This is a genomic window from Cupriavidus sp. GW821-FHT02F09 (assembly GCF_059421605.1).
Window position 1 is genome coordinate 260531 of the sequence record NZ_JBWKVH010000002.1, and the last position, 23286, is coordinate 283816.

General features: G+C 62.8%; 13 protein-coding genes and 2 pseudogenes. 6 read left to right on the forward strand and 9 right to left on the reverse strand.

Going from position 1 to position 23286, the window contains the following annotated elements:
• Positions 1 to 51 precede the first annotated feature (51 nt).
• Positions 52 to 420 (reverse strand): hypothetical protein, encoded by a 369-nt coding sequence (locus AC07XB_RS03905; protein ID WP_492826391.1) that lies wholly within the window; start codon positions 418 to 420, stop codon positions 52 to 54.
• Between the two features lie 496 nt (positions 421 to 916).
• Here AC07XB_RS03905 and AC07XB_RS03910 point away from each other — a divergent pair, with 496 nt between their 5' ends.
• The 4 genes from AC07XB_RS03910 (at position 917) to AC07XB_RS03925 (ending at position 9355) form a co-directional block, all read left to right on the forward strand.
• Positions 917 to 4183: a hybrid sensor histidine kinase/response regulator gene (locus tag AC07XB_RS03910; protein ID WP_492826393.1), complete on the forward strand. Its 3267-nt coding sequence runs from the start codon at positions 917 to 919 to the stop codon at positions 4181 to 4183.
• A gap of 46 nt (positions 4184 to 4229) precedes the next feature.
• Positions 4230 to 4880, forward strand: coding sequence for a response regulator (locus AC07XB_RS03915; protein WP_492371661.1), 651 nt, complete (start codon positions 4230 to 4232; stop codon positions 4878 to 4880).
• A gap of 1329 nt (positions 4881 to 6209) precedes the next feature.
• Complete coding sequence (locus AC07XB_RS03920) at positions 6210 to 6836, forward strand: LuxR C-terminal-related transcriptional regulator (protein WP_492826395.1); 627 nt, start codon at positions 6210 to 6212, stop codon at positions 6834 to 6836.
• Positions 6837 to 7030: 194 nt separating this feature from the next.
• Positions 7031 to 9355: an ATP-binding protein gene (locus AC07XB_RS03925; RefSeq protein ID WP_492826397.1), complete on the forward strand. Its 2325-nt coding sequence runs from the start codon at positions 7031 to 7033 to the stop codon at positions 9353 to 9355.
• Between the two features lie 196 nt (positions 9356 to 9551).
• Here AC07XB_RS03925 and AC07XB_RS03930 read toward each other — a convergent pair whose 3' ends face one another.
• Positions 9552 to 9842, reverse strand: a complete 291-nt coding sequence (locus tag AC07XB_RS03930) for a hypothetical protein (RefSeq protein WP_492826399.1) — start codon at positions 9840 to 9842, stop codon at positions 9552 to 9554.
• A gap of 362 nt (positions 9843 to 10204) precedes the next feature.
• Here AC07XB_RS03930 and AC07XB_RS03935 point away from each other — a divergent pair.
• A pseudogene (locus AC07XB_RS03935) lies at positions 10205 to 10411 on the forward strand (hypothetical protein); the annotation flags it as partial.
• A gap of 563 nt (positions 10412 to 10974) precedes the next feature.
• Here AC07XB_RS03935 and AC07XB_RS03940 read toward each other — a convergent pair.
• The 7 genes from AC07XB_RS03940 to AC07XB_RS03970 all read right to left on the reverse strand — a co-directional run bounded on the left by AC07XB_RS03940 (position 10975) and on the right by AC07XB_RS03970 (position 22654).
• The gene (locus AC07XB_RS03940; RefSeq protein ID WP_492826401.1) at positions 10975 to 12195 is read right to left on the reverse strand and encodes a fimbrial protein; all 1221 of its coding nucleotides are present in this window, start codon (positions 12193 to 12195) and stop codon (positions 10975 to 10977) included.
• Positions 12196 to 12416: 221 nt separating this feature from the next.
• Complete coding sequence (locus AC07XB_RS03945; protein WP_492826403.1) at positions 12417 to 15443, reverse strand: two-partner secretion domain-containing protein; 3027 nt, start codon at positions 15441 to 15443, stop codon at positions 12417 to 12419.
• Positions 15444 to 15523: 80 nt separating this feature from the next.
• Complete coding sequence (locus AC07XB_RS03950) at positions 15524 to 17338, reverse strand: ShlB/FhaC/HecB family hemolysin secretion/activation protein (RefSeq protein WP_492826404.1); 1815 nt, start codon at positions 17336 to 17338, stop codon at positions 15524 to 15526.
• 105 nt (positions 17339 to 17443) lie between these two features.
• Positions 17444 to 18295: a fimbria/pilus periplasmic chaperone gene (locus AC07XB_RS03955; protein WP_492826406.1), complete on the reverse strand. Its 852-nt coding sequence runs from the start codon at positions 18293 to 18295 to the stop codon at positions 17444 to 17446.
• 29 nt (positions 18296 to 18324) lie between these two features.
• A complete protein-coding gene (locus AC07XB_RS03960; protein ID WP_492826408.1) occupies positions 18325 to 21183 on the reverse strand; it encodes a fimbria/pilus outer membrane usher protein in 2859 nt (952 codons plus the stop codon).
• A gap of 88 nt (positions 21184 to 21271) precedes the next feature.
• Positions 21272 to 22036, reverse strand: a complete 765-nt coding sequence (locus tag AC07XB_RS03965) for a fimbria/pilus periplasmic chaperone (protein WP_492826410.1) — start codon at positions 22034 to 22036, stop codon at positions 21272 to 21274.
• Between the two features lie 30 nt (positions 22037 to 22066).
• Positions 22067 to 22654, reverse strand: a complete 588-nt coding sequence (locus tag AC07XB_RS03970; RefSeq protein ID WP_492371650.1) for a fimbrial protein — start codon at positions 22652 to 22654, stop codon at positions 22067 to 22069.
• A gap of 386 nt (positions 22655 to 23040) precedes the next feature.
• Between AC07XB_RS03970 and AC07XB_RS03975 the strand changes: the two are divergent.
• A pseudogene (locus tag AC07XB_RS03975) lies at positions 23041 to 23199 on the forward strand (IS4/Tn5 family transposase DNA-binding protein); the annotation flags it as partial.
• Positions 23200 to 23286 lie beyond the last annotated feature (87 nt).

A 23286-nucleotide genomic window follows, 5' to 3' on the forward strand; every position in this document is an offset into this window, starting at 1 on the left:
GCGGCTTGCCCGAAGCGTCGAGAACTTGAAGAGATCAAGCCAGAAATCCCATCAAGATCCAATGTACTTGTAGTACAGATCCAGTTTTTCGTTGTCTTCTGAAACTTCAATATGGAGAATAGCCTCACCGGGCCTGCCATTTTCAAAGAGTACACACTCCATTCCTAATGCCTTTCCATTGGTTTCATAGACATCAATGCATGGCCTTTTCTGCGTACGCGAATCAAAGGCCACCTCCAGTGGCGCAATGGATAGGATCACCCCCTCATCGAAGTATTCATCGATGCACTCGAATATCTCTTCGGCCACTGCGCTGGAAATGCCAAACTTGTGCCGTAGCGCCTGCGCATCTCGCAGGCCGATGGCCTCGATAAATCGCTTCGCCTCGTCATAGGCTTGCTGCCTTGTTGGCGTTCGCATGGGTCGGCTCCGTGATGGCAAGACATCGAGGCGCCAATCTAGCACGCCAAGGACTTGGCGTAAATTCTGCAGGGAGTCCCGTGGATAGGCTCCAAGATCAGCAGAGAAAGAAGGCTGCAAGCTCAGCACAGGTCCTCGCCAGCGCAGCAGTCACCACAGTCACCTTGCCGATCCGCCACGCAAGTCAGCCGGAGCCCCGCTGCCGCCATCACGATCTGCCGTCAACTGGCATCGTCCGGGCCCTTCCTGCATGCCGGGATATGATCCGGGGCTATTGAGCAATCGTCGGATCTGGTGTACACATCGAGTTGCCCCACTTTCAGTGACACGTCCAGTGACGCTTATGTATTGCTCGGGGCAGAGCAGGCCATTCTCCGTCCTTTGGCGTGTGCGCGATGCCGGCCACACCGGGCTGCAGCGTGGTGCTGCCGTAGAGGTTTCCAATTTCCCCGGGTATCCATCGCAGACACGATGCCTTTCACCACCTGCCGCGCTAATGGAAAGCAGTCCGATCCGCCACCTTGCCCGCATGCAGAGGCAACTGAGTCTCGTCCTGTTCGTCGTCATTCCGTTGGCGCTGATGTTGGCCGGCACGCTTGGCTGGGGCATGTTCCGCGTTGTGGAGGATCAGGAAGAACGGATCGCCATCCATTTTTCCAGACTCACTGGCTATATCCGGGAGCAGGAGGCCTTCCTGATACGCCTGCGCACGCGAGTCCAGAGCTTGCATCCCGATGATTACACGGGCGATGTCAAGCTGCGGCGCATCGATTCGAGCGTCCATGGCGGCGTGATGCTGTTCGAGGCGCGGGTTCCGCGCACGTCGGTCATGTTCAGCATTGCCTGCAGGGGCACGGCGGACTGTCCTCCGCAAGACAGATCCGTACTCCGGTTTGGCACATTTTTTTTCGATTACTACAGCGCGTACTGGGCAGCATCCCAACATCCTCCGGCAGATGTCTTCCTGATCGCGACGCACGCCGATACCAGTGTCGGCATGCAGGCGTTCCGCTCCAATTCGGACAACAGGTCCGAGGAGTACGGCGTAGTGTTCTCGATGGGCTCGCAGCATGCCGGCACGCACGCAGGCGGGCGCGACGTTGCATCGGAGGCTGTCAGCTGGCTCCGCGCAGATCCGGCGGCCGGGGGGGCAGGCAAGATGCTCGCCGTCCTGCCTCTTGATGCCGCGGCGGCCATACCGCGAGAGACGCAATCCGGGAACGATACGCTCTACGCTGCCGCGCTGTTGAACCTGGATAGCATTGGCAGTGTTCGGGGTTCTCTGGAAACACCCGGCTACGACGATTTCTGGCTGGAAGACAAGGCCCGCACCGCCTTTGCAGGCAAGGCGCCGATGCCCGCATCGAAGGCGGATGGCGTTAGCTTTGCCGCCGATGGACTGTACTTCCGGCTAAAGGACCCGAGCGGCTCGTGGCACGCGCTATATCGCATCAGCTATCCGACCTTCTTCCGCCATAACAAGGGCCTGCCAGTCATCCTCGCAATGCTGGTGCTATTCGGGCTGGGCGGCGGTTTGTCCTTCGTCCGCTGGCACAACCGGCGCGTGGTAGTGCCGGCGCGCCGGGCGCACGAGCGGCTGGCGGAAACCGACTCATTCATCCACGCGCTCATCGAGACCGCGCCTGTGGCGCTGTGCATTTACAACCGGGCGGACGGAACGGCGCTGTGCGGCAACCATCTGGCAAAGCAATGGCTGAACCTGGACCCGGGCCTGGATCCGGACCTGGATCCGGACCTGGATACGCACCAGGACCTGCAGTGCGTTCTCGACAATGCCTCCCAGGCCACGCAAGTGCTTGCTGCTACCCTGCCCGGCGCGATCGAGGAAATCCGGGGCGATGGCAGCAGGCCGCTCTCCCTGGCTTTCGCGCCGACCCGCTACCGTGGTCAAGCCGTGCTGCTGTGCGCGTTTGCCGATATCAGCGCACGCAAGGAAATCGAACGCGCCCTGGCCAAGGGAAAGCAGGACGCCGACAACGCGAGCGAGGCCAAGACCACCTTCCTGGCCTCGATGAGCCACGAAATCCGGACGCCGCTGTATGGCGTAATGGGCGCGTTGGAACTCCTGGATCTCACCGGCCTCGGCAACGCGCAGAGGCAGTATGTCCAGACGATCCGTAACTCGTCGGAAATACTGATGCAAATCATCAGCGACGTCCTGGATATCGCCAAGATCGAAGCGCGGCAGCTGTCAGTCGAGGCGGACGACTTCTGCCTGCTATCGCTGGTGGAGGCTAGCGTCAGCCGCTTTGCCGCCAGCGCCCGGCAAAAGGGCCTGCTCCTGTACGCCTGCGTTGCGCCCGATCTGCCTGAGCACCTGCGTGGCGACACCATGCGGATTCAGCAAATGCTGAACCATCTCCTGAGCAACGCCATCAAATTTACCGAAACCGGTCACGTGATTCTCCGCGTCCGGCAAGATTCAGCAGAGCGCGATGGCGTGACGCTCGTGTTCCAGGTGGTGGACACGGGGGTCGGGATCGCGCGGGAACGTCAAGCGGAACTCTTCACCCCGTTCTACCGGATCGACAGCAATATGCATACGGTAAGCGGCGCCGGATTGGGCTTGTCCATCTGCATGCGCCTGGCAAGGCTGATGCATGGGGACATCCGGGTGTTCAGCGATCCTGGCCTGGGAAGCAGCGTTTCGCTGATGCTCCCCTTGTCGCACGCTGCGGTGCAGGTACCGTCGCAAGCGCCCGTGCTGACGGGGGAAGCCGTCTACGTGCGATCCCCGAGCAAGGAGTTGACCGACAATGTGTGCGCATGGCTGAAGCGCTGGGGGGCCACCACGCACACGGCAGACGATGTTCCTGTCGATGCTGCGCGGCACGTGCGTGTGCTGGACCTTCTCGTCGCCTACCCGGTGCCCGAGGGCTGGACCGGGAATTATCTGTTTGCCGGCAGCGAGCCTGCCGCGGCGGACGCGGCGTTGTCGGCGGGACGTGGCTACCTGAGTGCGCACAGCATTCAAGCGATCGGCAGCGCCATCGCCCTCGCGGTGCCGGGTATATCCGAGCCAGTTGACAGGCAGGCGGAGCCGCTCGCTGCCTGCGCACAGCTTCGGGTCCTCGTGGCCGAGGATAACGCTATCAACGGCATGATCCTGAAGGAGCAACTTGAACAAATCGGCTGCCTGGTTGTCCTGGTCTGCGATGGGGTGGATGCGCTGGCCCGATGGCACCCCGATCTGTTCGATGTCGTGATCACGGACATCAACATGCCGAGGGCAAATGGCTACGAGTTGGCCGAAGCGTTGAGACAACAAGGCTACGAGGGCCCTATTATCGGGATCACCGCCAATGCGATGCGCGAAGAGGAGCAACGCTGCATGGACGCAGGCATGACGTCCTGGCTGGTCAAGCCATTTGACCTGGGGGCGCTACGGTCTCATCTGCGCTCGCCTGCGGTCATACGGCACGCGCCGGAGGCAGTCCCGGAGTCCCCGGCCAGCCATGATGAAATCGGGATCGTGCCGCTCAGGTTCCGCGACGTATTCTCCGAGACCATGCGTGGCGATATCACGGCGCTCAATCGAGCAAGCGTGAATTCGTCCACCGACACTGCCCTGGATACGTTGCATCGTATCCGCGGAGCACTTGCTACCGTAAAATTGTTCAGACTCGTGAAATACTGTGAAGCCCTGGAGGAAGACATTCGCAGCGAAGGCCTTCAGCAAAAGCAGAAGGCAGGCATAACGCTGGTTGCCTCGCAGATCGAGGCCATTCTCGCTGAGTTTTGACAATCGACCAGGCGGCGGCTTCCCTTTATCCGATTTTTTGAACTCCATGAAAAAGACCAAAATCATCTTAGCGGACGATCATCCCCTGGTACTCATGGGAATACGCGAAGTCATCGAACGGGACCTGCGTTTCGTGGTGGTGGATTCCGCCTCGGGCCCCTCGGACCTGATCGCCAAGATTCCCCTTGCCCGTCCGGATATTATTGTCACCGACTTTGCCATGCCCGGTGATCCGGTCTTCGGGGATGGACTGAAGCTCATCGCATACCTGGCCAGGACGTTCCCCGGCGTCAAGCTGCTGGTGCTGACAATGCTCACCAACCCGATCATCGTATCGGCCCTTTACGATACCGGCGTGCACGGCGTGGTGTTCAAGGGCGACTCTCTCAACGACATCCTCGCCGCCCTGTTCGCGATCCGGAGTGGCCGCAGATACATTCCGGCATCCCTCCAGGGGTCTCTTCGCGAGAACTCGGGGTCGGATTCCATTGGCGAGCGAATCAAGACGCTGTCGCCGCGGGAATATGAAGTGCTTCGCCATTTCGTTGGCGGGGAATCGGTTCAGGACATCGCCAGGCAGTTCAACCGCAGTATCAAGACCGTGAGTGGCCACAAGGTGGCAGCAATGCAGAAGCTCGGTGTCACAACCGACCAGCAGCTCATTACCTTCTGCATTGCTACCGAGCTTTTTCAGTAGCGGGGCGCTATGGATGCGCCCTGCCGGGCGCACAAAAAAAACCCAAGCTGCCCGCGAGGGTCGCTTGGGTGGGTAGAAGTCCGGGCAGAGGGGGGGGAATCCTCGCCGGAATCGGGAGTCGGCATCACCAGGGAATGTTGATGCCGACGACCTCAAGAATACTGAAGTCATCACGCCTCTTCTACCAGAATAATCTGGTTCTGCAGCAACGAGCCGGCACACAGCCAGTTCGACATTGACAGCCGCCGGGCGGCTGGCTAGCGGGGATGGTTGATCATCATCGACCAGAACGACGCAAGAATCCCCACCACTTGGCAGGTGCGCGCCGGATAACTTCCCTGACTTCATCCGCACCGTAGAAGCCTATTTTCTTTAATTTCCAAGCCGACAATATCACAATTCCAAATTCATTATAATTTAAGTATTTTGTATACTTTATTACAATTTTATTAGCGAAAAAGAATTGTAATTTCAAGATAGACAGAATCTCGATATCTGACGCGCGCAAAGAACAGCGCGCGTTCCAGATGAGGTTAAGGTCTTTGTGCACACCAGATGACCAACTCGGGATGGATTTTTCGAATGGGGCCACACCTGACCTTGATGAGAGGCTGACTTGCACTGGCGGGCACCCGATCTCACATGCGTTGTTAAGCGTGGCGATAATCTCAATTCATTTATTTTTACCGAAAACAAGAACTGTCCTGTGTCGCTACCGGGGAATTCTGGCGAATATCTGCTGACACATGCGATCCATACCGGGGCTTTGGCGGCCAATATGCACTTTCATGTAACCAAGCCATCGGAAGGTCTTGCCCGCCCCCGATTGATCTGGGTCACGCCTTGCCGCTACCCGCAGGAGGATTGGCTTGCTGTCAGGCCCTGCCGCCTTGAAGCAGGGGCGAGATATTGCTACGCCATTCCGGTCATCGTTATTTGCCGTGCCGCTGTTACGCGGCTGGAGATTTACAACCCCTTGCCATACCGATCGCCCGAAATAATCGAAGTGGCCCGCCAGGCCGGCCGCGCCAGCCTGTGTGTGCTGCTGCCAGCCGGCGGCTACGCGGCCGCCGCCGCGCCAGAGATTTCCGAGACCGAATATCCGGGAGCCGTTCATCCGAGTGCAGGCCAACGTGTAGTGGATGGTCGCGGCATCCCGGATGGGCCGGCTCTACGGAGCGGGGCGCGCCGCGCCGGGCACGGTCCGCCGGGCGCCGGATCGGTTTTACACAGATTCGTTGATCGGAGGGCTTAGTTGTGCCAATCAGAGTGCTTCTTGCGGATGACCATTCCACGTCGCGGAAAAAGACGCGCCAGGTGTTAGCGCTGATGGATGAAGTCCAGATCGTTGGAGAACCCGTGGATTCCGCCGAACTGATGCAGTGGCCGGGCAGAGCCAGGGCCGATGTCCTGCTCTGCGCCTTTCATCGTCCGGGCCGGCGACATGACGACAATATCGCATTGCTGGATCTTCTGCATGGCACCTGTCCTCGCTTGAAGGTTGTGATCATCACGAAGGTATCCAGCCCCTTGGTCCTGCGAGCCATGATCGTCTCGGGTGCCCATGGTCTGCTGCTGAGGAGCGACCCGGCCAGGGAGATCGCGGCTGCCATCCGGGCCGTCGCGCGAGGGCGAATGTACATCGCGCAATCGGTGCGCAAGTTGATGGCTCACTCCCGGATGGCGGAGGAGCCGATCGACGTCTTTGCCAACGACTGCATTTCGGCACGGGAGACCGAAGTGCTGCGCCGCTATACGCGAGGCATGACCGTCGGTGAGATCGCCACGGCGCTGGGGCGCAGCGTCAAGACCGTGAGCACGCAGCGCATTGCGGGCATGAAAAAACTGGGCCTTGCGAACGACCGCGAGCTGTACGAGTACGCGTTCGCATTTCGGTTTGCCCCTGCCAACGAGGATACCGCTGCAGTGGAGACCGTCAAGTCGCTGCGTGGATAACGACACTCCGGGGTCTTGCCAGCGGCATTGCGGGGGGGATGGGGGGCTATGGCAAATCACTGCTGAAATCAAAGATTGAGAATTGTCCGATAGGAAAGAATTCCGATCGACGGCAATATTCAATCATGCATTTCCACCGACTTCGTGCTGGGCGCCGTAGCGTCAAGATATCGCCGCCGCGCGTAGCCGTTGTGATGCTATATCTCCTGGCAGCGACGTTGCTGCTGTGCGCGGGCATGGCCGCGGTGCTGTACCTGGAGTCTCAATTCGAGAGAAGTATTTCTGCCTATCGGCGCCAGATGAATGCTGCGGCGTATAACGCGCAGATTTTCCTGGGGCGACGTAGCTCGCTGCTGAGATCCTTGATCGACTCCATATCCGAAGGCAGCGGCGAGCCTGTCCAGTTGCCGACAAGCGCGGCCCATCGCATCGAAGGGATTTCGCTCGCCATCGATCGGCAAGCCGGGAAGAGCTGGACCTTGTATGTGACTGAACGGGACAGGGACGCCATCGCGCGTTCAGGCGCCCATCTGGTCTACTGGACCGCTGCCAAGTCCACTCAGGTAGGGCTGGAGAGCGACCGCCGTGGAATCCGGGAGGCTCTCTCGCCCGAGGTGACAAACATGCTGGTTGCGCGGCACGCGCAATCGGCTGACACCGGGTCGATTATCTGGGCCAGCGATCGCACGCATCACCGTCTTTACATGTTTGGCCGGGTCGATCCTGGCGAGAAAACAGCCGGCTGGCTTGGATTGGCGTTGGACAATGTCGAGCCGGGTCTTCTGCTGTCCAAGCCTGGCCTAAGCTATATGCTGCTGGACCGTCAGGATAACGTTGTTCTCGAAAGCACGGGAGATGCCGAATTAAGGCGCGATCTGGCGAGAATGACGCGCGAGGATGCGTTTATTCGATACGGAATGGGCCCAATACCCAAGTACCTAACGCTCAGCAAGGCGGTAGGCGACGACGGCTGGCGTGTTGTGTATGTCATTCGTGCGAGCGCGCTGCTGAACGCATGCATGCCGGCTATCCGGCTGGCACTGGGGGGCTTCGTTCTGCTGATCATCGGCATGGGCATCGGCATCGTGTATATCAATCGGCACCAGGTGCGGCCGGCGCAGCGGCAATTTGACAGCCTGATTGAAAGCGAAGCGTTTAGCCGATCCATTATCGAGGCGGCACCGGTGGCATTGTGTGTGCTTCGCCGCCGCGACGGCAACGTGCCACTTGCCAACGGATTGGCGCGAAGCTGGTTTGATCCCGACGTCTCGTGGCGCGAAGCCGCACTGTCCAATGACCGCCATCCGGGCACCGGCCGCGAACTGGTGCTGCATGACGGCCGCAGCGTCTATGTATCTTTCGCGTCGGCGCGCTACCAGGGCGAAGACGTGGTGATCTGCGCGTTCAGCGACATCACCGCCCACAAGGAAATGGAAGCAGCAACGCAGCTGGCCATTCAACGGGCGGAAGCCGCCAATGAGGCCAAGACCGTTTTCCTGACCACCATGAGTCATGAAATTCGTACGCCACTTTACGGCATCCTGGGAACACTTGAGCTCCTGGCCTTGAGCGGCGCGTCAGGGCAGCAGCGGGAGTACATCAAGGCCATCGAAGGGGCCTCGGCTTCACTATTGCAGGTAGTGGATAACGCGCTGGACATCTCGAGGATCGAAGCCGGGAGCCTGATGCTCGAACCGGCTGCCTTCTCGCCGCTCGACCTGACGGAAGACGTGCTTTGCTCGTACGCTGCGCGCGCGCAAGGCAAGGGCCTGCTCATCTACGCCTGTATCGATGCGGACATTCCCGGGAGCGTACTGGGCGACGCGGTTCGCGTGCGCCAGATCCTGAACAACCTGCTGAGCAACGCCATCAAGTTCACGCAGATGGGCCGGGTGGTGCTGCGCGCGCGGATGGTGGCAACCCGGCCGGAAGGCGTCGAGCTGATGTGGCAAGTGGCGGACACCGGCGTCGGCATTGCCGCGCAAAGCCAGGAGCGCATCTTCGAGTCGTATTATCAGGCAAGCGGCAGCCGGCAGCCGGCCGCCAGTTCTGGACTCGGGCTTTCGATCTGCCATCGGCTTGCCCAGTTGATGGGCGGCGCTATCCAGGTGGTAAGCGAGCCTGGGCTCGGAAGCCTCTTCTCGGCTACGTTGCCCTTCTCGTTGTCCATCGATGCACCGGATATCGAGATGCCTCAACTACGGCCTGGCGTGGTGTACGTGCGCTCGGACGTGAGGGAGGTCGCCACGCACCTGTGTGCCTGGCTACGCCGTTGGGGTGCCATCGCACAGCCTTACTCCGAAACGCGGGGTGGCTTGCATCGGGACGACATATTGATCGACGTGCGGCCATCGGCGCGCATTGAGATCCCCTGGGCGGGGCTCAGGATCCTGGCGATACCGTTTGGCCCCGATCATCCGCAGAGGACCGGGGGTGGCTGGCAGGTGAACGGATACAGCCTACGGGCGATCGGCCTTGCAGTCCAGTTTGCGCAGAACGATGTTGGCGAAGGCCGCTGATCACGCCCAGGCACCCGTGGCTCGCGTTAGCCTGGCATGATGTTGGCAAGGGATTGCCATCCAATCCGCCCAAGATAGGCCGCTAAAGAAGGCTGCAATGGATACACGCGAGGCCTTGGCAGACGACGAGAGTTGAGCGACCCAATCGGCTCCGGGTTTTGGACTTCATCTACGTCTGCGCTTGGCAGTCTACCCACTATCCATCGCCACCCTCCCCCTCATCGTCCTGCGCGGCCAACTCGCTCAACACCAGCGTTTCATGCGCGAGCACGGCCGCCAGCGAAAGCAGATGGCTCTGCGTATCCTCGGTGATGTTGCACAAGGAGCCGCCGGCGGCGTTCTCGACCGCCACCGACAGCAGCGCGTTGAGTTGCGCGGTTTTTTCCGCGGCGAGGCTTAGCGGGCTTTCGGAAGGCGCGTGGGCCGTGAGGAAGGTGTCGCGCCCGGCGCGCTGGGCGGTGATGTTGTAGTGCGGATACCTATGCATCGGGCGCCCTCCGTTGGGAGGCGCGCAGGCGCTGGCAGAGGATGGCTGGCTTGGAGGATACGATTTGCCCGGGATGGGCGAGCGAAGACTGGGGCATGGGTGTGCCTCCTACTTAAGCGATGTCAACCCGCTCCCCGCTGTCAAATGGGGTTGACAGCCGGAAAGAAGGAACCGGTGAGCTCGAAAGCTCCCCCGCCCAGGCCCGCCCGTAGGGGCGCGCAAAGGCAAGACGAACAAAAGCCATATAGAGGCACATGTCCGCGTTCTTAGCAGGCTGTCAAACCCGGTCGCTGTGTTTGCAACGACCTGCGCAGTATAAGGGCACAAAGTACGCTCCAAACCGCCCGCTACAAAAAGTCACAGTGCTACGCCATCGGTGGGTAGAAAACACCGAATCAACGCTTTCCAAGCGACAGATCAGTTTTACGGAAGCGGAAAGCCACGGCAACAAACGGGGGACGCGACGCCAGCGCTTCCTGACGGAGATGGAAAGCGTGGTGCCGTGGTCGCGCCAGATTGCGGCTGTCGAGCCGTACTACCCCAAGGGCAAACGTGGACGGCAGCCGATGGTTGGTGGCCATGAATTATCCACGTCACCAAATCAAGGCGTAGTACCCCAGATAGAACAGGGCAGTGCCTGCCAACAGCGAGAGCATTGTCCAAGCGAACCTCCCGGCAGTCGGCTGACGCGAGTACTTCCACCCCGCCGATGCCCAAGCCACAGCAGGGCCGACCAAAAAAAGGACGATCGCGGCTTGGCCCCGCCATGACACCGAACAATGCTTGATGTCCCAACAGCCGTGCCACTGCTCGATGAGCGGCCATGCGTATTTCTCTGCCAATTTCGCGGCTAGTAGAGCCGACTGCCTCATCGCTACCAGCGCCATGGCGAAAAAAGCCACACACCAAGCGAGGCGCGTCATGCGACTTCCCACAGCAGGATCTTTTTCGATTTTCCTAAATCCGAGTACCACGCCGACCCAAGCCCCACGGTAAAGCGCAGGAAGTTATTGAGCCGGCCGCGGCCAGTACCGCGACGATGCGTGGACTCGGGTGAGGTAGCGCCTCGATTTCATCTGATGGCGCTCATATGGTCAGCGCAGCGTTGCCAACCTGGTTCTGGACACCATCCTCAGGGGAAAGTGAAGGTGAATTCGGCGGAGCCTCCCGCATAGCCGGCCTTGATCTCGGCGTCGCCACCGGTGCGGATGTACTGCGCCGACAGCGGGAGCTTTGCTGTCCTGCCCGGCTTGTCAAGCGTCATCTCGTACTTCTTGGCAGCGCCCGGATCGCCATAGGCGATGCGCTCCCGGCTGCCATCCTCGCGCGTCATGATGATGCCGAACCCCTGGGCCAGGCTTTGCCCGCCCGGCGCGCTGAGCCGCAACACCGTCTTGTCTGCATTGGGCGGCGTCGCCTTGTCCCTGAAGCTGATCGTGGGCTTGGCGTTGGCCGCGCAATTGCTCAGGGCGATCTCGAAGTGCTTCGGCGGGGAAGTGTCGTTGAGCTTCTTGAACCGATCGATGGGGATACTCCCCAGATCGACCGGAATGATCTGATTGGCCACCACATCGCATTTGTTCGGAATCGGGGGCGGCGGGCCGCCGCCAATGCCGACGATACCCGTGCTGTCGTAGGTAATGGACTGATGGCATCCCGGGCCCAAGGTGGGCACATGGAACGTGCTGCCCAGGCTCACTCCCACCGACTTCAGAAAATCCGCCGCATAGATCTTCACCTGGAGACCACCCGCAACATGGGTCACCTTGATCTCGCCCGGGGGGAGCGCATTCGGGTCCTTGGTCAGCACCAGGTACTGTTTGTAGCTGGCGATGGTGGACCCGGTCTTTATCCCCAGATTGGGCTGAAACAAGACATCGATCTTCTCGACGGCAAGCGGGTCGGCCTCTTTGCGCAGGGTTCTGGCGACACCGTCCGACGATAGTGCTTCCCACTTGAAGCCGATGCCGTCAATATTCGTTGGCACAATGCCATCCGCACCGACGGGCGGCCCGAACCCCATTGCCCAGTGGGCGCCCGTGACCAGATCGTGAGCGACCACTGCCGACGTCGCACCAAAGGTGAAGGACGTCGACAACGCGAACCGCCGCTCCATCAGGATCGTGCCGATGGCCGTACTGCTGGTCAGGGGATTGGTGACCGTCCACGGCTGGATCTCCTGCGGATTGGGGTTCGTGCAGTTGATGGCCATGCGGTTTTCAAATTGTGCCTGGGCGCTGCCGCTCACCAACCCCAGCATCAGCATTAGCGCGGCAATGAACAGGCGTACCGGTTGGCGCGCCGCCCGTGCAATTCCCGGCAGCCCGGCAATAGGCAGTACATTCGTATTCATGCAGCTCTCCATCTCCCCCCCTGTCTCGCCAGCCTTTCGAGGTGGCGTCAAAATCCATGGTGCGCGCGGCCGACAGGACCCGCCACCTGCGCCGCCAGCAACGCATATCCGTCCTTGTGTTCCATGGCGCGGTACTGAAATGCCCTTGCATGCCATGCCGAAACACGGCACGCAAGGGGCCTGCCTGCTAGGCAGGCAGGTCAGTGGACTGCTTCAGCAACTTACTGAATGATGGTGCCGTAGTTGATGCCGGCCTGCGGCAGCAGGGCAGCATTGCCGGAAACCCGGTTGCCTTGCATGAGACCGAAGTTCACACCGACCAGGCCACCATAGCTCTGGGCGTAGCTCGACACGAAGTCGACCTTGCCGCTGGCCGTCGAGTAATTGACTTCGCCCTGATTCAGGCCAACCAGGCCGCCCATCGTCACGTAGTTGCCACCGCTGACCGTGCCGGAAGCCGACGAAGCACTGACCGCGCCGTGGTTCTGTCCAACCAGGCCACCCACCACGCTGCGGCTTTCACCCTTGACGTTGCCGCTGGCTACGCCCGACACGATCGCGGCGCCATTGCTGGCGACGTTGGTGCCGACCAGGCCGCCGACAAAGCTGTTGGTGTTGGCATAGACTTCGCCGCTCGCTTCCACCGCCAGCAGGTTGCCGCCGTTGTAGCCGACCAGGCCGCCGGTGTGGCTGTTGCTGCCGCCCGAGGTCTTGCCTCGCGCCACCGAACTCTGGATGGTGCCGCTGTAGTTGCTGCCGACCAGGCCGCCCACGCGGTTGTTGGCGCCGCCGATCACGGCGCCGGTGGCTTCCGCGCCGAAGATGGTGCCGCCCTCGTTGCTGCCGGCCAGGCCGCCCACATCGATGCCCGAAGTATCCCTGACCAGGCCGCTGGTCTTGACATTGATCAGGCTACCGTTCCGGTTCTGCCCCACCAGGCCGCCGATGGCCGCGGCACCGCTGCCGTCTACGCGGCCACTGGTGCTGGCATCGGCAATCCGGCCGCCGCTGTCGTTGAGGCCAACCAGGCCACCGATCACGGCGTTGCTGGAAGAGCCTGTGTCGCCGGCGGAGAAGACCCGCTCGATGACGCCACCGTTGTTGTAGCCCACCAGGCCGCCCACGTTCAGGCCGCCGTTGGATGTGCCGACGGTGCCCCGGCTGGACGAATCGGCGATATAGGCGTTAGGCCCGGCGTTCAGCCCGACCAGGCCGCCCACGCCGCCCATGGCCGTGCGCTGCATGTATCCCCCGATCTTGGCATCCGACCTGCTGCGTGTCACGCTGCCCGCGTTTTCGCCGACCAGGCCACCGATCGACTGGGTCAGGTTGCTGCCGGACAGATTGGAGGCGCTCACCGAAGCGCGGTCGATGGAGCCGTCGATGAGGTTCTTCCCCACCAGGCCACCCATTGAATGGGCCCGCCCGCTGTTGCTAGACAGGCATACGCCAGTGGCGTTGACGTTGGAGATGGTGCCGGAATTCTGCCCCACCAGCCCGCCCAGCGCAGCGGCGCCGGCATTGCCAGACGTCGCGTTGACCGTCAACGCCGCCAGGCCGAGGTTGCTGATGCTGCCGGACGATGCCGAGAACAGGCCGGACAAAGGCCCGGTGCTGGTCACCTTGAGATTGCTCAAGGTATTGCCCAGGCCGTCGAAGGTGCCGTAGAACGTGCCGTAGTCGCCGCCGATCGACTTCAGGCTGCCGCCGCTGATCTTGTTGCCCAGCACGTAGTAGCCGCCCAGATTGTCGTTGATGCCCTGCAGCTGCGCGAGGTTCTGGATCACGTTATAGGAAAAGCCGTTCGACCTGAACGACGCCCCCGTCCCGGACAAGGTGACCACCGCGCCGTTGTTCAGGTTCAGCGAACGGCCATAGTTCAACGCCAGGCCGTTGCCGGCTCCGCTGAGCGTGACCTTGTTGTTCAGGTTGATATCCTTGGCGTCGCCGGCGGTCATGGCCAGGCTGGCGTTGACGCCGGTGGCGCTCAGCGCTCCGTTCACATTGACATCGCCAGCCGAGGTCAGCGTCAGCTTGTTGCCGCTGCTCCACTCGATCGGCGCGTTGACCAAAAGATTGCCAACGGTGCTGGCCAGCTCGATATTGGTGGTGCCGAGGTTGCGCGAGAGCGTGTCACTATATGCGGTAATTTCGCCACTGCCGGCGGTCTGGCCGACGTTGACATCCATCCCGCTGAGCTTCCAGGTGCCCGTCTGCCCGTTATTGGCCTGGGTGTTGACCTGGGTGCCCAACTGCACCTGCACATCGGCGCCGCGGGTCTCGATGGTGCCGCCGTTGCCCGGGCCGGCCATCGCGCTGGCGTTCAGGTTGCCGGCCACGCGCACGACGCCGGCGCTGCCGCCGTCCAGCGTGATCTTGCCGGCATTGCCGCGCAAGGTCTTGGCCTCGATCATTCCCGTATTGTTCACCACCGCCTGCTGCAAGCTGCCGGCGGCACGGGCCGTCATCAGCACCTGGCCACCGTCGGCCTTGAGCAGGCCGCCGTTTTGCACCAGCGAGCCTACCAGGCCGCCATTCACCTGCAGGTTGAGCAGGTTGCTGGCGTCGAAGCTCACGGTGAAGTCATTGCCGGCGCCTAGCGCCACCCGGCCCATCTGCGCCTGGATAAGGCCAGTGTTGTTCACCGTCGTGCCCAGCAGCGCCACGCTGCCACCCGGCGCGGCGGTAATCCGGCCGGCATTGATGATCGACGCACCCGCGCCGCCGGCAAAGCGGTAGGTCCCGCTGTTGAAATCCGCGTTGGTGATGTCCTGCGTCGAGGCCACCAGGCCGCCCACGTTGACCTGGGCGGTCTGCCCGAACACCATCCCGTTGGGGTTGACCAGGAAAACGCGGCCATTGGCATCGATCTGGCCCTGGATATTGCTGGCATTCGCACTGATCACGCGGTTGAGCGCGATCGAGTTGCTGTCGGGCTGGTTGAAGGTGACTCTCTCCCCCGCGCCAACGCTGAACCCGTTCCAGTTGATGATCAGCTTGTCGCTCGACTGGTTGATCGACATGTCCTTGCCATTGTTGAAGGACGCGACATTGCCGGTGCCCGATACGATCACATTGCCGGTCGGCAAGGCATGCGCCGGCGCAAGCGCCCCCAGCCCCAACAGTGCAACAGCGGCGGCAATCACGCGCCTGGCACCGCCAGACTTGCCGCGACGGCGAGCCCCTTCGCTGGCGACGTTCCAGCATCCCTGGGCCTGATTCCAGACCAGTGCATAGCTTTTGTTCATATTGACCTCTTTCCTTGTTATTGAAATGCTGCAACCATCCCGGCAGCACGGGTACTGCACCGACACGGTCCACGGCGCGCTCAGAAGTACTGCGCGCCCTGAACCCAAAACCTGGGGCTGCGCACCGGCCCCCCGCTTGCGTCGCGCTGGCCCAGCGGCCAGGCCAGCGCCAGGCTGATCTGATGTCCCTGCCCGGCCCAGGCGCCACCGATGCCCGCCCCCGTCAACCGGCGCGTATTGCGCTCCCTGGTCCAGGGCTGCTTGTTGGTGTCCACCACGCTCTTGTCCACGAAGGCGCTCAACTGCCAGCCAGGGGCCACCGCGTAGCGCAGCTCCAGGCTGGCCTGCCAGCCCTGGTCGCCGCTGCCGGCGCCGAGCGCGTAGGCGCGCACGCCATAGGGCCCGCCCATGCCGAACTTCTCCGAGCCGTCCAGGTTGCCGGACGCCCATTGCGCATTGGCCTGGGCATAGAGCTGGAAGCGATTGCTCAGCCGCTGCAGGCGCGCCGCGCTCAGGTTCATCTTGCTGAAGCTGCCGCCGGTTCTCGCGCTGACCTGGTCGATGAACTCGGTGTACGGATCGTCGATGCGAAGCCGTCCCGTGCTGTAGCTCGCCGAGAACATGGTCTGCCCGCCGCCGAATACGTTGTCCTGGCCATTGCCGTTCACGCCAGCGGTCCACAGCCCCACGCGCTTGCCGACGTTGCTCTCGAAGAGATCCATCTCGTCGCGCAGCCGCTTGTCGTCGTACTGCAGCTGGGCGCTCAGGTTGAAGGCGCGGCCGCGCAGCAGCGGCTGCGAGACGAAGACGCTGCGGATGCTGGCGCGGCCGTGCGCTTCCAGCACCGCGAAATTCTTGCCGAGGTGATAGCCCATATCCGAGTACGACACGCCCACGCGTGTGGACCAGGGACCGGCCGCCAACTGGTAGCCGGCGCGGTAGTAGCGCTGCCGCTTGTCGCTGCCAAGCACGCGCAGGCTCAACTGGTCCCCCAGCCGCAACGGGTTGTTCAGGTAGAAGCTGCCGCCCAGGCGGTATTCGCCGGTGTAGTAGCCGCCGTAGTTGTCCGCCTCCAGACTGCCGCCGGCCAGCGGCCCGGGCTCTGCCTCGACCAGCAGGTCGGTGGTACCGGGCTCGGTGCCGGACTGCAAGGTACCCCTGGCCTCGGCGCCGGGGATATCGTTGAGCAGCAGCAGGCTGCTTTCCAGTTCCGCGCTATGCACCGCCTCGCCGCGCCTGAGCCTCGACAGCGGCTGGCGCAGCACGCCGTCGAACGCGCGCGATTTATTCTGCAGCACGACCTGCCCGTACCTGCCCTCCATCACTTCGAGCCGGATCAAGCCATCTTCGATATCCTGCGGCGGCAGGAAGGCGCGCGCCAGCAGGTAGCCGTGCGCGTGGTAATACGCGGTGATGCGGTCCGCCGCCGCGCGCAGGCCTGCGAGGTCCTGCTCGCTGCCGTTCAGGTCGCTCAGCAAGGGCAGCAGTTGCGCCGAGTCGAATACCTTGTTCCCGTCGATGCGAAAGCCCTGCACCTTCAGGCGTATCCCCGGGTCGGCGGACGCGGTGGGCACGCTGCGCTCGTCCGCCTTGGGCAGGTCCAGCTCCAGACTGGACGGCGCAGGGAGTTCCGGACGCACGGTCTCGAGATCGCGCATGGTCTGCCCGGCCCTGGGTATGCTGGGTACATTCGCCGCATTGGGCGCATTGGGCGCACCGGGCACCTGCGCATACCCCGCGACCGGCAGCAGCAACATCAGGCCGACACCGCAGGCACGCAGCCCGAAGGCGCGGCGCGCGGCCCGGTCACCGACCGCCCGGCGGGCTTGTGCATCGACATCGACATCGACATCGACAAAAGTTTCACGGCCAGCAGTCACTTGATTTCTTCTCATGGCAATCCATTCATTTCACGAGCGGCCCAATCGATGTGCATGCGCCGCTCTCAGCCCGATGGCGTTGGACTTCCTCATCGAGCCACCCATCAACCTGCGTCGAAACTACCTTTTGACATTTGCATTGCCGACGATCAGTTCGCCGCTGTCCCTGACGGCTTCGTAATGCACCACCGCCTCGTCCGAGGCGGCGCCCTTCAAGCCGGGCAGCGTGAACCGCGTGACGCCAAGCGGCGCGATGGTCTGGCCGTCCAGTTCCACCGATGCGCCCCCGCGCCCGACGGCCATCCGCGCCAGCGACACGTGGTAAGGCGTAGGGTTGCTTGCTTCCAGGACGGCGCCGCCCGCCTTGCCTGCCCTGCCGAACGCCCATGTCACCTGTCCGATGGCCTCGTCCGCGGTGCCGGGCAATCCCGCCGGCCGGAACAGCAGCTTCATGCGCGTGCGGTAAGACAGGCGCAGCAGACTGGCGGTGTCCCCGGCCAGCGGCGGCACCTCCAGAAAGTTGATCCAGAACACCGACTCGCGATCCCCGGGCAGCGGCTCACCGGTGTAGCGCAGCCGGAGCACCGTCTTGCGCTCCGGGTCCAGCCTGAGCAAGGGTGGCGACAAGATGAAGGGCACGCTCAGCGTGGCCGGATCGGCATTGACCTCCCCCTGGTCCAGCCAGGCCTGGACCAGGATCGGGCTGTCGCCGGCATTGCGCAGCCTCACGCTCAGCGCCGACAGCTCGGCGGGGTAGACGAAGCGGGTGCCGATGATCGACAACGCCGCCAGCGCCCCGGCCGGCGCCAGGCAAAGCAGCAAGGCCAGCATGGCCCCAGCGCCGCGCCACCGCCGCTCGCAGCGCTGCCTGCGATCGCTGCCGCCCGCAATGATCGGATGGGTCATGCAGCTCGGCCTTCCCTGGTTCAGCATGCCGGCCGGATTGCCTTGCGCTGCCGTCCTGGTGCTCAACGGTTGCCCGGCTCCGGGTTGATTCGGCCTCACGGACGCGCCGCCAGCTCTTTGCTGCCCACGCCGCCGGCCGGCAATGGAAGGCATGGCAGGTCCAGCATCTCGTAGCCGCTGCGTTTGCCCTGCACGCGCGCGGGCAGCGTGTAGTCGATCACGCAGCGCTCTTCGGGCTTCTTGCCCCATTCGACGCGGATCGAGCCGCGGTCCTTCTCGGTGCGCACCACCAGGCGGCTGCCCTGGCCCACGGCGCCGATCGCCATGCCGCCTTCGGCATCGATGGCGGTGGCGGCGAAGGGCAGCAGTTCGCCATTGGGCATGCGGCTGTTGATGAGCACGGCGCGCGCCTTGCGGGTTTCGTAGGTGAGCATCACCACCGAGCCAGCGCGCGGCGCGACGCTGCGCGAGGTCACCTTCAATTCGACGTCGTCGGGGATGCCCTTGGGATCGACATCGATGCTGTTCAACTGATAAGGGATCAGGCTGGGTACGACCGCGTAGCCGCGCCGGTCCACGCTGGCGCCGCCGTAGCCGACCCGGGCGCCCTGCGCATCCGCCGCATGGACCACGCCGATGGTCTCGCCAAGGGTCTGTGCCATGGAAATGCCGCCCGGATGAACGACCAGGCCGCCCTGCGCGCTGGCCGACGCCTGCCGATAGCCTTGACCCTGGCCAATGCTGGCGCCCAGTGTGACGTCGGACAGGCGCCAGTTGATGCTGGCGTTGCCCGAGGCGGCATTGCGCCGGTCGTCATAAGTGCCGGAGAGCGAGTACGAGCCCTTGCCCTGCTGGTCGATGATCCCCGAAACGCCGGAAGACACCTGCGTGCCGGCACTGTCGTCGTGCGTGACGAAGGCGTTCAGGACGGGAGCGCCGCGGGCGGACTTTCCCAGTGGAATCGACAGGTTGAGGCTGACCAGCGTGCTGCTGCCGCTGCTCGCTCCCCCATACAAGGCCCCACCGCCCCCCGCGTTCTGCACGCGCTGCACGGACACGGAATAGGTGTTGCCGCGCCACTGGTTGCTATAGCCCAGCGTGAAACTGAGCGCCTGGCCACGCTGGTTCCAGTACTGGAGCGAAGAGCCGTTGAGGTAGACATTGCCGCCGCTCGCGCCGAGCTGCTGGCTGATATTGGCATCCACTCTGCTGCGCGTGCGCGCGAACGAATCGGCCGCCGCGCCGCGCTCGACGGCATCGTGCAGCATCAGCGCATCGCGCAGGCCAAGATAGCCACGCGTGGAATAGCGGTACGCCAGCAGCGAGAAGTTGGTACCGCTGTTCGGCAAATTCTTGCTGTACGAAACACGGAAGCTGGAGCCACGCAGGCTATCGCCGTTTGGCACGGCGGCCCTGGCCCACGTGACGTCGGCGCCAAAGCCACCGAAGCGCGTGTTGAGCGCCCCGCCCAGCAGCCCGGACACATAGTTGCTGGCGAAGGCCACACCACCGTAGCCGGTGACCATATTGTTGATGCCGTGTTGCAGCGTGCCCTGCATGACGTACTGTCCGCTGCCTTGCAGAGCGGGGTCGCTAGCCCTGCCCGCGGTCACGCTGTAGCGCGTGACGCCGGGCCGCAACAATTGCACGGTGGTGGCAAAGGGCACCAGGAAGGTGCGCGCCTGCCCGTTGGCCTCGGTCACGGTCACCTGCAGGTCGCCGCCGTAGCTGGCAACCTGCAGGTCATTGATCTCGAACGGCCCCGGTGCCACGGTGGTCTCGTAGACCAGGAAACCGCGCTGGTGGACCGAGACCCGGGCGTTCGAGCCGGCGGTACCGCGCACCACAGGTGCGTAGTAGCGCTGCGTCTCGGGCAGCATGCGGTCGTCGCTGAAGATCTGCGCGCCGCGGAAAGACACCGAATCGAACAGCTCGCCGCTGGTCGAGCTCTCGCCGACCAGCAATTGCGAGCGCAGCTCGGGCAGATCGGTCTGGCCATAGATATAGCCACGCTGATAGCGCGTGCCAGTCGGCGCCGACCAGGTAACCGAGCCGTTGTGGCGCAATCGCAGCGGCCCGAGGTTTGCCCCCAGGTTCAGGCCCGCGTAGGCCTGGGTGGTGTTGCGTCCCTGGCTCTGCGTGGTGAAGACATTGGTGTTGTAGTTGAGGAGCAGCGCCGGAACGCCACTGTCCCAACGCTGCGGATCGACATAGTTCTTCGATGTGGTCAGCCGCAGATAGTATTGCGGCACGGAAAGATAGATCGCCTGCTCTGCCTGGTCGAACTTGAGTTCGGCGCCGGGAACATAGTTGCCGATGTCGGCACAGACCGGGCCTTCCGGCATCGGGTTGGGCGGCCGCGCGGGATCCTGGCCGCGCGCGCTCTTGCGCAGATCGACACCTGCGCGGGTGAGCAGATCGCGGTCGTAGCATGCCTGCGCGCTTTCCCGGCCCGCAACCTGCCGGAACTCGATATCCTCGGTGCCGCGCCATTGGCCATTGACATGCAGTTCGACGCGGTACTTGCCCGGCGCGACAATATCCAGCCGCTCGAAACGACTGGTATCGATCGTGATGCCCTCGGTGCCCTGCGCCAGCATGTAGGAGTCGAATATCACCCGTTTGCCGTCCAGGGCGGACAGCAGCCGCGGCTCGGGCCCGTTTCCATCGCTGCCGGCACTTCGCGCGCGCTCCGGGTCACCATCCTGTGCCCCTTTACGTTCCTGCGCCGGGGTCTCGCCAATCGGCGCGCCAAGATCCATGGACTGGCGCGTCCCCGCGCCCTGCCCACCCACAACGGTCGCCGCCGCCCAGGCGGCAGGCGACATCGCGATCGCCGCCACGGCGCCGATCAGGCGAGGCGCAAGGCGCCCCGGCCTGGAGGCCGGCAGCGCAGCCACGCTGCCGGCGCGAGCCGGGCCAGCGGGTTGAACAAGGCGAACTGAGGATTGCATAGACCGACGAATTTGTCCTATCTGCGGAAGCTGGAGGCCGCTGTGCAACGGACACAGTGAAAGGAATCGGGACAGGCGTGCTTAGCGGCTAATTTGCCAATGCCTTCTCTTCCGTGTACCGGCCACCGTAGTCGTTGATGACTTCGTATCGGACCAGGGCACCGGGGTGATTTCCGGGCTTTGCTTCGGGTAGCACAAAGGTCTCCTTGCCGAGCGGGGCCACCATGCCACCACCCGCGGCGACAAACTTGCCCTCCAGCCTGGCGTCGACCCGGCCAAAGGAAACGTAGTAGGGCGTAGGGTTGCTGACCTCCACGGCAAGCTGCTTCGCCGTCTTTCCGGCCGGCCCCTGGCCATCCACGGTGACCAGCTTCCAGGCAAGCTTGCCGGGAGCGGCATCGACGTCCTTCAGTTGCACAGGCCGGAAGAAAACCTTGATACGGCTGCGGAAGGCGAACAGAAGCGCATTCTCGGCGTCCTCCTTCTTCGAGGGCACCTCCAGCACATTGAGCCAGAACACCGTCTCGCGGTCGGCCGGCAGTGGTTCCTGCGTATAGACGATACGCAGCACCGCGCCCTTGCTCGGCTCTACCCGGCCCACCGCCGGCGCGAGCATGAAGGGAACGCGGACTTTCTCGGGCGGCATGTCCGGCTGGCCATCGTCCAGCCAGTTCTGCACGAGAACGGGCTCGCTGCCGATGTTGTTCAGCCTTACGGTAACCTCCCGGGCATCGGACGGGAATACCAGTCGCGTACCCTGTATGACAATGGAAGCCTGCGCCACGCTGGCGCAGGCGGCGAGCGCCACGACACCGGCGGCAAGAAGTGAAGAGATGCGAGCGACCGACGTCATGGCATTCCTGGCAATGAAACCTGGCTCGATTTAGTAGTAGGCCATCGTGTAGCGGATGAACGAGTTACCCGCACCCGCAGTGACGGCGGCAGCGGTCTGGACATAGGCCGCGCTGTAGGTCAGCGTTGCGGTGTTGTCCGCGATCGTGGCCACCTGCGGGTTCGTCTGAGCCAGGTGCAGCGGGATCTTGCCGGTGGCCTTGTTGCCGTTGTCGCTGATCTCGATCTGCACGCCCTTTGCCGCAGCGGTGCCCTGCAGGATCAGGTTGCCGGTGGCGGGATCGATGTTGGCCGAGCCCGTATCAAAGGAGATAGAGGCCTTCGTTTTATCCTTGCAGGCCGTGCCGCCGCCCAGCACCAGGCTGAACGGTACTGCGGGAGATTTCGTGCCAACGGCGGTGAAGATGATCGGGTCCACGCTGCCCAGATCCACGGTGGTGCGGTTGTTGGGCCCGGCCGGCTTGCCGTTGATGGTGCAGGTCACGTCCGTGATGGAGCCGGTGAAGTCCAGATGGCCGTCGAACGCATGCGACAACGAGGGAGCCATGGCGGCCATGACCACACAGCCTGCTGCGAGAGAACCGAGAACAGTACGTTTCCCGAGAATAGTACGCTTCATGTGATTTCCTTCTTCCGTTGGTAATGGGGCAATGCATCAAACTATTAGATGCACCCAGGTTTAAATGCAGGTCCACAGGGGACCGATGCACCGGCTTCCGAATCGAACCGCACCCTGCCTGACGCATTCCACGCCAGAGGCAGTCACGGAAAGATACGCAATGGCACTGAGGCCACTCGACGGTGACCAAATCATAGATCTCATGAAATAAAATAAGCCCAAGACAATTCTTGTTTTTCTGAAAAACAATTAAATCAATACCTGGATACTTCAAGCCCTATCGTCATAGGAAAGTCGAAGCCCCGCCTCGACAGCATGCGGCCGGTCACTAGTGGAATCTGGGCACAGCGGGCTGTGAGCATGCGCGGACTCGCCTTCACGCTCGAATTTTTTGGCGCGAATGGACAACGAGCCGGGGCGCGCGGGCGGACAAAGAATTCGAGGGGCTGGATCTCAGCGATCCAAGGCGGGATCGACGTGCAAAGGCGCTGCGCAAACGGCTTGCGGCCAGGCCGACGGCAAGCATTCGGGGCGCGTGTGATGGATGCGTGGAGACCACCCATCACTACCTATCGATTTCCCGCCGACGAGGAGATCGAGTGAGTGCGCCCTGCCGGGCGCACCATAAAAAA

Bases quoted from the DNA above. Each gene is read 5' to 3' on its own strand.
- AC07XB_RS03905 (WP_492826391.1), bottom strand. From the start codon at position 420: ATGCGAACGCCAACAAGGCAGCAAGCCTATGACGAGGCGAAGCGATTT.
- AC07XB_RS03910 (WP_492826393.1), top strand. From the start codon at position 917: ATGGAAAGCAGTCCGATCCGCCACCTTGCCCGCATGCAGAGGCAACTG.
- AC07XB_RS03915 (WP_492371661.1), top strand. From the start codon at position 4,230: ATGAAAAAGACCAAAATCATCTTAGCGGACGATCATCCCCTGGTACTC.
- AC07XB_RS03920 (WP_492826395.1), top strand. From the start codon at position 6,210: ATGGATGAAGTCCAGATCGTTGGAGAACCCGTGGATTCCGCCGAACTG.
- AC07XB_RS03925 (WP_492826397.1), top strand. From the start codon at position 7,031: ATGCTATATCTCCTGGCAGCGACGTTGCTGCTGTGCGCGGGCATGGCC.
- AC07XB_RS03930 (WP_492826399.1), bottom strand. From the start codon at position 9,842: ATGCATAGGTATCCGCACTACAACATCACCGCCCAGCGCGCCGGGCGC.
- AC07XB_RS03940 (WP_492826401.1), bottom strand. From the start codon at position 12,195: ATGAATACGAATGTACTGCCTATTGCCGGGCTGCCGGGAATTGCACGG.
- AC07XB_RS03945 (WP_492826403.1), bottom strand. From the start codon at position 15,443: ATGAACAAAAGCTATGCACTGGTCTGGAATCAGGCCCAGGGATGCTGG.
- AC07XB_RS03950 (WP_492826404.1), bottom strand. From the start codon at position 17,338: ATGAGAAGAAATCAAGTGACTGCTGGCCGTGAAACTTTTGTCGATGTC.
- AC07XB_RS03960 (WP_492826408.1), bottom strand. From the start codon at position 21,183: ATGCAATCCTCAGTTCGCCTTGTTCAACCCGCTGGCCCGGCTCGCGCC.
- AC07XB_RS03965 (WP_492826410.1), bottom strand. From the start codon at position 22,036: ATGACGTCGGTCGCTCGCATCTCTTCACTTCTTGCCGCCGGTGTCGTG.
- AC07XB_RS03970 (WP_492371650.1), bottom strand. From the start codon at position 22,654: ATGAAGCGTACTATTCTCGGGAAACGTACTGTTCTCGGTTCTCTCGCA.